The organism is Dyadobacter endophyticus, assembly GCF_014641595.1.
Taxonomy (GTDB): Bacteria; Bacteroidota; Bacteroidia; order Cytophagales; family Spirosomataceae; genus Dyadobacter; species Dyadobacter endophyticus.
The window spans coordinates 99145-112195 of the sequence record NZ_BMIA01000006.1 but is presented as its reverse complement, the minus strand read 5'-3'; the positions used below and the strand labels follow the sequence as shown (position 1 = coordinate 112195).

General features: G+C 49.0%; 16 protein-coding genes. 5 read left to right on the top strand and 11 right to left on the bottom strand.

What is annotated here, in order from left to right:
- The first annotated feature begins 114 nt into the window (after positions 1–114).
- From IEY24_RS29655 to IEY24_RS29640, 4 genes are all read left to right on the top strand, one after another.
- Positions 115–1422, top strand: coding sequence for a Gfo/Idh/MocA family oxidoreductase (locus tag IEY24_RS29655; protein WP_188938922.1), 1308 nt, complete (start codon positions 115–117; stop codon positions 1420–1422).
- An 80-nt stretch (positions 1423–1502) separates the two neighbouring features.
- Positions 1503–1835, top strand: a complete 333-nt coding sequence (locus tag IEY24_RS29650) for a type II toxin-antitoxin system HigB family toxin (protein WP_188938921.1) — start codon at positions 1503–1505, stop codon at positions 1833–1835.
- Between the two features lies 1 nt (position 1836).
- Positions 1837–2262 carry a helix-turn-helix domain-containing protein gene (locus tag IEY24_RS29645; RefSeq protein WP_188938920.1) on the top strand — a complete coding sequence of 142 codons (426 nt, stop codon included), beginning with the start codon at positions 1837–1839 and terminating at the stop codon, positions 2260–2262.
- A 24-nt stretch (positions 2263–2286) separates the two neighbouring features.
- Positions 2287–2658 (top strand): DUF5618 family protein, encoded by a 372-nt coding sequence (locus tag IEY24_RS29640; RefSeq protein ID WP_188938919.1) that lies wholly within the window; start codon positions 2287–2289, stop codon positions 2656–2658.
- A 75-nt stretch (positions 2659–2733) separates the two neighbouring features.
- On the opposite strand, the gene accC is transcribed toward IEY24_RS29640, so the two are convergent.
- From accC to IEY24_RS29595, 9 genes are all read right to left on the bottom strand, one after another.
- On the bottom strand, positions 2734–4077 hold the full coding sequence (gene accC, locus IEY24_RS29635; RefSeq protein WP_188938918.1) for an acetyl-CoA carboxylase biotin carboxylase subunit: 1344 nt from the start codon (positions 4075–4077) through the stop codon (positions 2734–2736).
- A gap of 28 nt (positions 4078–4105) precedes the next feature.
- Positions 4106–4588 (bottom strand): acetyl-CoA carboxylase biotin carboxyl carrier protein, encoded by a 483-nt coding sequence (gene accB / locus IEY24_RS29630; RefSeq protein ID WP_188938917.1) that lies wholly within the window; start codon positions 4586–4588, stop codon positions 4106–4108.
- Positions 4589–4592: 4 nt separating this feature from the next.
- Positions 4593–5159 carry an elongation factor P gene (gene efp, locus IEY24_RS29625; protein WP_188938916.1) on the bottom strand — a complete coding sequence of 189 codons (567 nt, stop codon included), beginning with the start codon at positions 5157–5159 and terminating at the stop codon, positions 4593–4595.
- A gap of 48 nt (positions 5160–5207) precedes the next feature.
- Positions 5208–6203, bottom strand: a complete 996-nt coding sequence (locus tag IEY24_RS29620) for a beta-ketoacyl-ACP synthase III (RefSeq protein WP_188938915.1) — start codon at positions 6201–6203, stop codon at positions 5208–5210.
- 89 nt (positions 6204–6292) lie between these two features.
- Positions 6293–7231, bottom strand: coding sequence for a phosphate acyltransferase PlsX (gene plsX / locus IEY24_RS29615; RefSeq protein ID WP_188938914.1), 939 nt, complete (start codon positions 7229–7231; stop codon positions 6293–6295).
- A gap of 131 nt (positions 7232–7362) precedes the next feature.
- Entirely contained in the window at positions 7363–7557 is a 195-nt protein-coding gene (gene rpmF, locus IEY24_RS29610) for a 50S ribosomal protein L32 (protein WP_015813599.1), read from the bottom strand.
- A gap of 61 nt (positions 7558–7618) precedes the next feature.
- Entirely contained in the window at positions 7619–8227 is a 609-nt protein-coding gene (locus IEY24_RS29605) for a YceD family protein (protein ID WP_188938913.1), read from the bottom strand.
- 44 nt (positions 8228–8271) lie between these two features.
- Complete coding sequence (locus IEY24_RS29600; protein ID WP_188938912.1) at positions 8272–8904, bottom strand: NeuD/PglB/VioB family sugar acetyltransferase; 633 nt, start codon at positions 8902–8904, stop codon at positions 8272–8274.
- 85 nt (positions 8905–8989) lie between these two features.
- Positions 8990–9655: a hypothetical protein gene (locus tag IEY24_RS29595; protein WP_188938911.1), complete on the bottom strand. Its 666-nt coding sequence runs from the start codon at positions 9653–9655 to the stop codon at positions 8990–8992.
- Between the two features lie 107 nt (positions 9656–9762).
- Between IEY24_RS29595 and IEY24_RS29590 the strand changes: the two genes are divergently transcribed.
- Positions 9763–11256 carry a M61 family metallopeptidase gene (locus tag IEY24_RS29590; RefSeq protein WP_188938910.1) on the top strand — a complete coding sequence of 498 codons (1494 nt, stop codon included), beginning with the start codon at positions 9763–9765 and terminating at the stop codon, positions 11254–11256.
- A gap of 6 nt (positions 11257–11262) precedes the next feature.
- Here IEY24_RS29590 and IEY24_RS29585 read toward each other — a convergent pair whose 3' ends face one another.
- Together IEY24_RS29585 and IEY24_RS29580 are read right to left on the bottom strand one after the other, a co-directional pair.
- Positions 11263–12174: a TIGR01777 family oxidoreductase gene (locus tag IEY24_RS29585; RefSeq protein WP_188938909.1), complete on the bottom strand. Its 912-nt coding sequence runs from the start codon at positions 12172–12174 to the stop codon at positions 11263–11265.
- 29 nt (positions 12175–12203) lie between these two features.
- Positions 12204–13016, bottom strand: coding sequence for a lysophospholipid acyltransferase family protein (locus IEY24_RS29580; RefSeq protein WP_188938908.1), 813 nt, complete (start codon positions 13014–13016; stop codon positions 12204–12206).
- Positions 13017–13051 lie beyond the last annotated feature (35 nt).

The following is a 13051-nucleotide window of genomic DNA, read 5'->3' as shown; positions in this document are numbered from 1 at the left end:
AAAATGAGTAGTACTTTTTGATAACGAACGAATAGGGGAGTTACTCCCGATTTTCGTCTAACTGATTGCCGGTCAGGTAAAATGTATTCATTCTGAAATCCTAAATTCTTTCATATGGACAAACCAAACGAAGTATCGAGAAGAAATTTCCTTAAAAACACCACCGGAGCAGCAGTAGCGCTTTCCATTCCGGCTATCATCCCCGCGAGCGCATTCGGCGCGAACGACCGCGTGCGTGTAGCCGTGCTGGGTGTAAACGGGCGCGGACAGAGCCATATTTCCGGTTTTAATGCGCTTGGCAACGTAGAAGTAGCGACGCTCTGCGATCCCGACAACAACATTTTGCAGAAACGGGCACAGGAATTCGAGCAGAAGACCGGCAAGAAAGTCAAAACGGAAAACGACCTCCGCAAAGTTTTTGACGACAAAACCATTGACGCTGTCAGCATCGCCACACCTAACCACTGGCATGCACTAGCGGCGATCTGGGCTTGTCAGGCCGGAAAAGACGTGTATGTCGAAAAACCCGGCTCACACAATCTCCACGAGGGCCGTAAACTCGTAGAAGCTGCCCACAAATATAAAAGAGTAGTACAGCACGGCGTCCAGCTCCGGAGCTCGGAAGCATTGAAGGAAGCCGTGAAACATCTTCGCGACGGACTGATCGGTAACGTCTACATGGCTCGTGGCCTCGTATATAAATGGCGCCCGGACATCGGCGACAAAGGCACCGAATCCATTCCCGCAGGCCTCAACTACGACCTCTGGACGGGTCCCGCGGAAATGAAGCCATTCTCGCGCAACTACGTCCATTATGACTGGCATTGGCATTGGAACTACGGCAATGGTGATATCGGCAACCAGGGCATCCACGAAACCGACATGTGTATGTGGGGCCTTGGCGTGGACACCTTCCCTGACAAGATTACTTCGTCGGGCGGTAAATTCCTCTGGAACGATGCCAAGGAAACACCGGAAGTACTGAGTTCTTCATTTGTGTACACCAAAGAAAAGAAGATCATCGAGTTCGAAGTACGTCCCTGGATGACGAACGAGGAAGGAGGCGTAGGCATCGGTAATATCTTCTATGGTTCGGAAGGATATATGGTGGTGAAAGGTTATGATTACTATGAAACCTTCCTGGGTAAGGACAAAAAAGCCGGCCCATCGCGCAAAGCGGGTGGGGACCACTATAAAAACTTCATCGATGCCGTGATCGCTAAAGATCCGAAGCTGCTCAACGGGCCTGTTGAAACGGCGCATTTGTCTTCAGGCCTTGCGCATTTAGGCAATATCGCTTACCGCACCGGCCGCGCATTGACTTTTGATAACAAGACAGAGAAGTTTGTAGGAGATGAGGAAGCTAACAAGCTGCTGACGAGGAAGTACCGGGGGCCTTATGCATTGCCGCAGGTGGTATAGCCGACAGGCGCAGTGGTTTCAAATAATTCTTACCTGAAAAGTTCTCTTTATGAGAACTTTTCTTATATTCACACACTTTAATGAAAGTACATCTCATTAGAAAAGAGAGCATCGAAGGATTTGTTCTAGACCATGCGAGAAGTAAGTCTTCATTTGACGAATGGCGTAGAAGGCTGAAAGGGGCCAACTGGATGTCTCCCGAGAGTATCCGGGAAACTTACCCGACCGTTGATTTCCTTGGTAACGGCTCTCCGCGAGTAGTGTTTGATGTCGGAGGAAATAGTTACCGGATGATTTGCAAATATGTATTTGGAATAAGCTATGTCCGTCTATATGTAAGTTGGATTGGAACTCATGCTGAGTACACACATCTGTGCAGACGTGGACTGCAATATTCAGTTAATCAATTTTAATATGGGAGACCTGAAATATAAGGTAATCAAGACCAAGGAGCAGTATTACGACTACTGTCGGGAGTTGGAAAGATTAGATGATTCGGGAGAGGCCGAAGGTAAGTACCAGGACGAGGCGGAGCTTTTGATGGTCCTGATCGAAGCCTATGACAACGAGCACAGTACTTTGGTAGACTTCGACCCGGTGGAAATGCTTCAATCCCTCATGGCTGATCACAAAATGAAGGCCAAAGATCTTGCCGAGCTGCTAAACGTCAGCAAAAGCTACGTTTCTGAAATTTTGCATTACAAAAAGGGGATGTCCAAAGAAGTGATCCGCAAGCTTGCTGAGCGTTTTGCGATGAGGCAGGAAGCATTTAACAGGCCTTATAAGCTGATATCGGATTATCCAGCGATGCCAGAGCCGGAGGAAGTAGTTACTGAGTAAGTATTAATTTAAACCACTTTACTAATGGATCACTATCAGGAAATCACACGCTATCTCGCCAATGCGAGGGAAATTTTAAGTACCAAAGCAAATAAGGAGGGGCAGGAATACAAAGACATCAAATACGTTCAAATGGCGTCAGGAACGGCTTATAATGCGACATTGATGATCGCGGATGAATATTTGAGGAAGAAAGAGGGCGCGAAATTTACAAAGCCTCAAAGCATTGATGAATACCGGATCCGCATCAGGAAGTACAACAAAACATTGCTTTCCTATTTGAACGAAGCATACGACACATTGCATTTAGCAGGCTACTACCATGGCACGCCATCAGTAAGGACTATTAAAGACGGTCTCGATGCAACACAAAAGATGTTGGCCCTGGTTGCCTAATCTACATTCAATCGTAACAAAAAAGCGGTCGGCAGAGAATCTGCCGACCGCTTTGCATATCCATTTCGACGCTTTTTAGAGCGTCGAAAAATCAAATGTTTCCAGGTATTTCGTCGTGAAATTGCCCGATTTGAAGCCGGGATCATCCATGAGTTTGATATGGAACGGAATCGTAGTCTTAATGCCTTCGATCACAAACTCCTGTAATGCGCGTTTCATACGTGTAAGTACCTCCTCGCGTGACTGGCCGCTGACGATCAGTTTCGCGATCATTGAGTCGTAGTTTGGCGGGATGGTATAGCCGCTGTAAACGTGGCTGTCGATGCGTACACCGTGGCCGCCAGGGAAATGCAGGTTGGTGATTTTACCCGGCGCAGGACGAAATCCGTTCGCGGGATCTTCTGCATTGATACGGCACTCCATTGCGTAGAGCTTTGGCGTGTAGTTCTTTCCGGAGATCGGTTCCCCTGCCGCTACCTTAATTTGCTCCTTAATCAGGTCAAAATCAGTAACTTCTTCGGTAATCGGATGCTCTACCTGGATACGGGTGTTCATCTCCATGAAGTAGAAATCGCCGTGCTTGTCGACCAGGAACTCAATGGTACCGGCACCTTCGTAACCGATCGCCTGAGCGCCTTTGATGGCCGCAGCTCCCATTTTCTCACGCAATTCGGGCGTGATAATGGGTGATGGTGTTTCTTCTACCAGTTTCTGGTGACGACGCTGAATAGAGCAGTCGCGTTCCGAAAGGTGGCACACTTTTCCGAACTGGTCGCCGATGATCTGGATTTCGATGTGGCGAGGTTCTTCGACGAATTTTTCGAGGTACAAACCGTCATTTCCGAATGCTGCGGCGGATTCCGTGCGGGCATCATTCCACGCTTTCTCGAATTCTTCGGGCTTGTTAATCACCCGCATACCGCGTCCGCCACCTCCTGCTGTCGCTTTCACGATCACAGGGTAGCCGATGCCTTCCGCAAGTTCCTTGCCCTGTTCAAAAGATTCGAGCAAGCCTTCCGAGCCCGGCACAACCGGTACGCCGGCGGCGATCATCGTCGCTTTCGCAGTTGCCTTGTCGCCCATCCCGTTGATCTGGGCAGCGGTGGCACCGATGAATTTGATCCCGTAATCGGCACATATTTGTGAAAATTCGGCATTTTCGGACAAGAATCCGTAACCCGGGTGGATCGCATCCGCGCCGGTTACTTCCGCTGCCGAAATGATATTCTGAATGCTCAGGTATGATTGCCTGCTGGGCGGAGGACCAATACAAACGGCCTCGTCGGCAAACCGTACGTGAAGGCTGTCGCGATCGGCTGTCGAGTAAACTGCGACAGTTTTGATGCCCATTTCACGACAGGTCCTGATTACACGCAGGGCAATTTCGCCCCGGTTAGCAATGAGTATCTTTTTAAACATGTAATTCAGTGAGTTTTGGTTCGCTGCGTTATGCAGGTTCTACCAGGAACAATGGCTGGTCGAATTCTACCGGAGTTGCGTTTTCAACCAGGATCTTCACGATTTTACCTGATACTTCGGATTCGATTTCGTTGAACAGTTTCATCGCCTCGATCACGCAAACTACTTTTCCGGGTTTGATCTCGTCACCGATGTTGGCGAATGCCGGTGTTTCCGGGCTCGATGCGCGGTAGAAAGTACCGATCATCGGGGATTTAATGGTGATCAGGTTCGAAGAAGCTGGTTCTTTGGAAACCGTCGGCTCAGCCGAAGCTACCGGTGCAGTTGCTGCGGGAGCCGCAGGAGCGATTGCAGGCGCAGGCGCCGCGACGGGTGCCGAAGTATAGGCTACTACCGGTGCAGTTGCAAAGCGTTTTACCTTGATTTTCAGGTCTGCCGTTTCAATATTCACCTCATCAAGTCCCGATTGGGCAATGAAGTCAATTAGTTTTTGGATTTCTCTGGTTTCCATTTAGTTAAGATTTAACCCTTTCTACGTAATCGTATGTGCGCGTATCGACTTTGATTTTCTGGCCTTCTTCAATGAACAAAGGAACCATAATGCGGGCGCCCGTTTCTACTTCGATCGCTTTTTTGGGAGAGTTAGCGGTGTCGCCTTTCAAACCAGGTTCCGAGTAGGTAACGGTCAGTTCAACAAATGGAGGCAATTCGCAAAGCAGCGCAGCGTCCGTCTCAGTATTGATCAGGATCTCAACTTCCTGGCCTTCTTTCATAAGGTCGGCGTTGGTCACCAGTTTTTCGTCGATCAATACCTGGTCGAATGTTTCGGAGTTCATGAAGTTGTAGCCAACCTCATCTTTATATAGGAACTGGAATTTGTGTCTTTCCACACGCACGGGCGTAATGCCTGCGCCTGAGGAGAACGTATTGTCCAGTACTTTGCCGCTAGTAAGGCTTTTCAGTTTGGTACGTACGAACGCGTTTCCTTTGCCGGGTTTCACGTGTTGAAATTCAATCACCTGAAAAAGATCATGGTTGAAGTGAATTACCAAACCGTTGCGCAAATCTGCAGTAGTTGCCATTTTTATGCTAATGAATTGTATGATAATGCTTTAATGAAAATCACATGCTTACGCTCCGATACCCCATTTGAGGTACATCGCGCCCCAGGTAAAGCCTCCGCCGAAAGCCGCCAGTATCAGGTTGTCGCCTTTTTTTAGTTGTGATTCATAATCCCACAGACAAAGCGGGATTGTCGCCGCAGTGGTATTTCCGTATTTGTGTATGTTCATCATCACCTTGTCCATGCCTACGCCCATGCGGTTGGCGGTGGCTTCGATGATCCGGCGGTTGGCCTGGTGAGGCACCAGCCATGCTACGTTATCGCTGTTCAGGCCGTTGCGCTCCATAATATCGGCAGCAATGTCGGCCATATTGGTTACTGCGAATTTGAAAACCTGCGCACCATCCTGATAAACGTAATGCAGCCTGTTATCTATCGTTTCATGGGTGGGCGGATAGCGGCTTCCTCCGGCTTTCTGATTCAGGTAGGGAAGGCCCGCCCCGTCAGATTTGATGATAGAATCCAGAATCCCGTTTCCTTCGGTATCCGGTTCCAGCAACACGGCGCCAGCGCCGTCGCCGAATAGGATACAGGTTTTGCGGTCGGTGTAGTCGACGATCGCGGACATTTTATCCGAACCTACGACGATGACCTTTTTATATTTTCCGGTCTCGATAAACTGCGAGCCGAGTGTCAATGCATAAATAAAACCTGAACAAGCCGCCTGGATATCGAAACTTCCGACGTTGCGGATGCCGGCCATATCGCAGATAAGGTTGGCTGTGCAGGGGAAAACAAAGTCAGGTGTGGTAGTAGCGCAGATGAGCAGATCGATTTCTTCGGGGCGTGTATTGGTTTTGGCGAGCAATCCCTTTACAGCCTCAGCACCCATATGTGAACTTCCTAAACCTTCACCTTTGAGAATACGCCTTTCTTTGATACCTGTGCGGCTAACGATCCATTCATCGTTCGTCGCAACCATTGTTTCCAATTCTGCATTAGTCAACACGTAATCAGGTACATAACCTTGTATTCCTGTTATAGAGGCTTTAATATGGGTCATGATAAATCAACTATTCAAAATCCGAATAGATTTGGTAAAAAGGGACAGTTTCAGTTTTTTCATAGTCATGTGGTTGTCTGCATCCTTCGTTAGCTCAATGCCTGGGCGATGTGCAGATACGCTTTGGATTTCACCTGCTTATAAGCCCAGCCAACCATATTTTTGATGGCCAGAGGCGTTGATACCCCGTGCGCGATCATCACATTTCCATTAACCCCGATAATGGGACTGCCTCCAATGGACTCGTAGTTCGTTTGGTCGATAAAATCGTCTTGGAAATCTCTTTTCTTCGAAATCTCATAAAGAGACTCCCCGAGCTTGAACAAAATATTGCCGGTAAAGCCGTCGGTAACGATCACGTCGGCCTTGTTGGTGAAGAGATCTTTCCCCTCGATATTTCCGATAAAATTAATGCGCTTGTTTTGTTTCAGAAGGGGATAGGTGGCCTGCGACGTGAGGGAGCCTTTTTGCTCTTCTTCCCCGATGTTCATCAGTGCAACCCGTGGCTTGTCGATTTGGAAGGTATGCTGGGCGAAAATCGAGCCGATCTCACCAAACTGCGAAAGTACCTCCGGTTTGCAGTCGGCATTGGCGCCGATATCGAGCATAACGGCATAACCGCCCCCAACCTGCGGCACCAGCCCCGCGATGGCAGGGCGAAGAATACCTTCAATGGCTTTAATGCTGAAAAGGGCGCCTACGTGCATGGCGCCTGTATTTCCTGCACTGCAGAATATGTCTACCTCTTTTTCTTTCAGAAGCTTGAAACCTACTCCAATGCTGGAATTGGGTTTTTGAGAAAGGGCTTTGGTAGGATGTTCCCCCATCTCGATCACATCTTCTGCGTGAACGACGTCAACATTAGTAGGGGTGAAATTGTGCTGGTTGAAGATGTCCCAGATCACATTTTCACGGCCAATTAAAACGATTCTCGCCTCGGATGGTAGCTCAGAAGAGGCTTGAATGACCCCTTCAACAATTGCTTGCGGAGCTAAATCTCCCCCCATAGCATCTACCGCAATTTTCATTTACACGCTGTTATTTTGACAAATAAGTTAGAAACCGAAGGTGTAAATTTAGCAGATGTGCCGCAGTAAAAAAGAATTTCGCAACAACTTTTATAGGGCTGCTGCGAAATTGAATTGCTCATCGACTGAAACTAAACCGTTTTAGTATAGTTCTCTACTACAACTTTACCTCTGTAAACCAGGTTGCCTTCGTGTACGTGTGCACGGTGCAATTGGTGGATTTCTCCGGTTGTAGCATCAGTTCCCAACTGCTTTCCGGTAAGGAAATCGTGCGCTCTGCGTGAATCGCGACGGGTGCTGGAATGTCTCCGCTTAGGATGTGCCATGATATTTTTGGTCTATTGTTATTTACTATTTATGTCCCTAGGCTGAAGCCTAGGGTTACTACTATTTTTTCAGTTTTTTGAGCGCTTCCCACCGCGGATCAACTTTTTCTTCTTCCTCCGTTTCATCCCCTTCTTCCGTTCCACCGGAAGTATACACCAGCGTTCCCTCCTCCTCGTCATCTTCCAAATCAAATTCGTCTTCCTCGCTTCGCAGGCTCGGGTGGAGCTTTTTTACAGGCAATGACAGCGCGATAAAATCGAAAATATAACGCGCTACGTTAATCCTGTTGGTGTTACGGCCGATGATCTCGATCTCTTCCGTGAGTTCCTCGTTGTGATCGCCGAACTTTAATATGATGCGTTCGTCGGAATCAATGGGTTCTTCGAACGTCTCAAGGCTGCGGTCACAAGTCAGGGTTACGCTTCCTGTTGTGTGAAAACGGAGCTGGATCATCGTCGCCGATTTGTTCAGAACGACGTGCGTTTTGAAGTGCCCGTGTTCGATCAGTTCCTGCTCCATTTCCTCAAAAAAAGCGTCGCCGGATTCCATATCATAGTCATACTGTTTGTCTTCCAAACCGTAAATGTCTATGTTGTATTTACTTAGCTCTTTCACTTTTTCTGTCAAAAGGAGTGCAAAGGTAATGTGTTTCAGTTTAATAAAAAACATTGGGCCGGAAAATTGTTGCTTTCTGGCGCCAATCCTTTGTGTTATCAGATTTTCCGGGCCGGATTGCCAAAATAGGTTGCTCCCGCAGGTACATTCTCAACTACGACCGATCCTGCGCCGATCCGCGCATTCTTGCCCACTTCAATTCCCGCAACAATCACCGCCCCGGAACCGACGAACACGCCGTCGGCCAGCTTTACGCGGTCATTAATGATTGCGCCGGCACCAATGGTCACGAAGTCGCCCACGATAGCCGACGTGTCAATGATCGCCGCCGTTTGTACCAGACAATGATGCCCGACCACCGTACGTGCCCCGATGGTAGCGCGGGCTGCGATGAGGTTGCCGTGGCCGATCGCCGCCATGCCCGAAATTACCGCGCTGTCGTGGACGGCATTTACAGGCATACTCTTGAATTCCTCGGTCAGGGTTTCCACGAGCCGTTCCCGGACCGAACGCTCGCCGATCGCAATGAATGCTTCGCATTTGGAACCTAGTATATTGAGGAAGCTCGTGTCGTCGGTATTGCCGAGCACGCTCACTTCCGCGAATTCCTTGCCGTGCAGCTCGGCGTGGTCGTCGAGCAAACCGTAAACCAGTACATTATTTCTCCTGAAAATATCGAGGGCCTGCATACCAAGGTCGCCGGCGCCAAAAATTAATACGGGGTTTTCCATAATTAGAGTTGATATTGAATAAAAAGTCTCCATCTGAATGGTTAGTTCAAATGAAGACTTAAAAAATTAGGCTTAAATATAATACTTACAGAAACGTTACCCTGAAAACAAACGGGCTGCCATAGGGCGAGAGGTTCTGCCCGCTGTATTTGTCGATCTGACTGTCGTAGCTGAAATTGTATAATGCGGTCAAATGGACGGCTTTGATAAACTTCCCGCCAATTGGCTGCGAATACGACGCCCCCGCCATGGGTGATCCCAGCCACTGTCTTTTCTGGTACGATCCTTCTACATTTAATGCTTCGTATTCCGCGATGATGTTAACAGGCGGGACCACGTTGTACATCAGGAATGCACGGCCGCCGTAGTATGCCGTGCTGATATCGTAATATTTATAGCGGAAATACATGATCGTCGCGCCTACGCCGCCTACCAGCTTTTCGGTCAGCTCGTAGCCCGCCATCGGTGACACGTTGATATTGGTAACAGTTCCCAGGCTCAGCCCGAAACTGCCTCCTAGGCGCAGTCTTTCAATAAACTTTTTGTCCTCGAAATCTGCCAGTTTCTTCTTCTCTGCCAGAACAGGCTTCTGGTCTTGTGGTTTTCTTTCAACGGGAGGTACTTCCTTTCTTTCCGCTTGGTCCTTCCGAAGTGAATCGGGGCGGTAGTATTCATCGTTCTGGGCCATAAGCGAAGGACTGATCAAAACCGCCAGGAGGAACAGGATTGGCAGGAGGATTTTACTTTTCATCTTAAAATCGTTTATTTTATAATGTTGTAACTGGTAACGTAGGACTATCTGCTTTTTGTCTACTGAAACTCCGCTTCCGGCTCCACTTAACACCACGCGTTTCGTCTATGCTCTATCACATTTCGGTACCTGACCCACAATCCCGTTTTCTTGACATCATTTACACTATCCCCGAAATCAATAGCGAACAGATCGAAATCCAGCTGCCGGCATGGCGCCCGGGCCGGTACGAGCTTCAAAACTTCGCCAAAAATATTCAATTTATCGAAGCAATATCAGCCGCCGGTCACAAACTGCCTTTGCATAAGGTAACCAAAGATCGCTGGCGGGTTGGAACTGCCGGTCAAAACGAGGTGCGGATACATTACACCTATTACGCATCCATTCAAAATGCGGGCAGCAGTTATGTAGACGAAGAATTGTGGTATCTCAACTTCGTCAATTTCTGTATGTACACTGAGGGCCGGATTACAGAAGCTTATCACGTGGAGCTTGATTTGCCCGATGGTTACCAGATCGCGTGCGGATTGCCATCGGCAGGTAAGAATGCATTATCGGCAAGGGATTTTTACCAATTGGTTGACAGCCCGATGCTGGCTTCCGCAACCCTGCAGCAATGCGAATACGCGGTTCGCGGTATCTGGTTCAAAATATGGATGCATGGTAATCTCAAACCCAACTGGCGCCGCATCGAGCGTGATTTCCGACGTTTCTCCCGTGAGCAGATTGCCATGATGGAGGAGTTCCCCGAAAAGGATTACCATTTCCTGAACCTGATTTTGCCGAACGCATTCTACCACGGCGTAGAGCACCAGAACTCCACCATGATCGTTTTGGGACCCGACGACGAGGGTGAGGGCCTCTATTCCGATCTCCTGGGTATAAGCTCGCACGAGCTTTTTCATACCTGGAATATCATCCGGATCCGCCCGGCGGAGCTTTTGCCTTATGATTTTACCAAAGAGAACTACTTCCGCACCTGCTTCGTTGCCGAAGGCTGTACCACTTATTATGGCGACCTTTTCCTGAGACGCGCCGGCGTTTTCAACGACGAGACATATGTGAAGGAGTTGCAGGTATATATGAAGCGCCATTTCGAAAGCAGTGCGCACGCGGCACAATCGCTGGCCGAATCGTCGTTCGACCTTTGGCTGGATGGCTATGAAAAAGGCATTCCGAACCGGAAAGTATCGGTTTACCACAAAGGTGCGCTGGTGGCTTTAATCCTCGATTTGTATTTGAGGAAGAAAACCAATCACGCGCAATCGCTGGATGATGTAATGCGGTTGCTATGGACGCGCTTTGGCAAGCCGTTTATCGGTTATACGCTTGAAGATTATATCGGCATTGCGGAGGAGGTGGCGGGAGAGTCGCTGGAATGGTATTGGGAAGAATGTATTTTCAGCGCCACGCCTCTCGAAGACCGCCTGAATGAGGTACTCGCATTTGTAGGATTGCAAATGTCGGTTTTCAGCAATGGCAATGTGCAATTGAATGTACTGGATGATTTTAAAGCGCAGGTGCAGCGGGAAAAATGGCTTGAAACGGTACAGGTGTTGACGATCGAGGAAGAAGAATTGGAGGGGGAGGAGGAAGAATGACCGTTGTCAGGAGAGCTCTGCCTTCAAAGCATCTTCGAGTTCGCCATACTGATAATGGAACCCCGTTTCGCGTTCAATTCTTTCATTCACCACATAACTCCCTCCCAATATTACCGCTGCCATTTCTCCGAAAACCAATTTCAATGCAAAAGAGGGCACATTAGGAAGCCATTGCGGGCGATGGAGAACTTTGCAAATAGCTTTTGTAAGACCGTCATTCGTGACGGGTGGTGCTGCAACTGCATTGTAAGCTCCCTGCCAGCTTTCATTTTCGAGCGCTTCCATATACATTCTGCACATATCATCAAGGTGTATCCAGGAAAGCCATTGCTTTCCCGAGCCGAGCGGCGCACCAAGGCCGAAGCGAGCTGGTAGTGCCATTTTCGGTATTGCACCGCCATCTTTACTGATCACAATGCCGGTCCGAAGTTTGACGGTACGGACATTCAACGCGGCAATTTCATCCGCCGCTTTTTCCCATTCGATGCTCACATGGGAGAGAAAATCACTGCCCGCAGGTGTGGTTTCGGTGTTTTTGCGGTCGCCGGTGTCCTGTCCGTAGTAGCTGATGCCTGATGCCGATGTGAATGCGGCCGGTTTAATCTGCTTTTCGGCAAGTTTTCGGGCGATGAGACGGATCGATTCGGTGCGGCTTTCGAGTATGGATTTTTTGCGCTCTTCGGTCCATCGGCCTTCGCCGACGTTGGTGCCGGCCAAATGCACGAGGAAATGGAGGTTGTCGAGCGCCCCCTCTTCGATATAACCCTTTTGAATATCCCATTCAAAAACCTGAACCGACGGAATGTTCCGCTTTTTCCGGCTTAGTAATGCAATTTCATAGCCCTTATCGAGCAACATTTGCGTCAGCCGCCTGCCAATGAGGCCTGAGCCGCCGGTGATCAGTACTTTCTTTCCCATAAATGCTGATTTGAAAAAAGCATACCATGCTAAATGTCGGCATGCGACGGTTCGCCGGGAGGCTCTTGCTCGATCGCCTGTGTTACGCGCGCGATCATTTCTTCAACCGATTCGTCGGGTCGGAAATGCATCGGTGGTTTGAATTGTACTGTCAGCCTGGTATTCCTTTTTTTGAAACGCAAACCTTTTTTATCAAAAGCCCTTCTGAAACCATTGATCACGACCGGAATCACGATGGGGCGATGGTCGTTGATCAGGTGTGCAGTGCCTTTGCGTACAGGGGCATACGGTTTAGTGGTTCCTTGCGGGAAGCTTACGACCCAGCCATGCTGCAAACCCTCGCCGATGCGGTCCTGCGCGGAGGTGTCGAGCTGACGTTTTACATCCTCGCCGTTCGCCCGCCACGAGCGCTCGATGGTAATGGCGCCACCCATACTGAACACTTTGGGTAAAAAACCACCTTTCATAGTTTCTGCAGCGGCTACATAGTACATTCTGGCCCGGGGCGAGAGCAGGTAAAAAGGTGGGGACATGGTGTCTTTATAGCCCCATTTGACAGCGCAGAAAATGTGGAAAAAGGCGATGACGTCGGCGAAATAGGTCTGGTGGTTCGATAGGAAAAGCACGCCCTGGTCGGGTAGGTCCATCAGGTTTTCGGTACCGGTAATGCGGATTTTGTTGACGGCCGTGTAACGGTAATAGGTAAACCAGCCCAATATGAAAATGAGTAATCGTTTAATAGCAAGGTAGTTGCCGAACGGGTCTTTCTCGAAAAGGCCCAGAAAATCCAGTCGGGCGAGCCAGGAGGGAAGCGCGCTATATGTGATCTTTTTAAAACTCATAGTGTAGTAAATGATGTCTCATGCAAAAAGGCGAG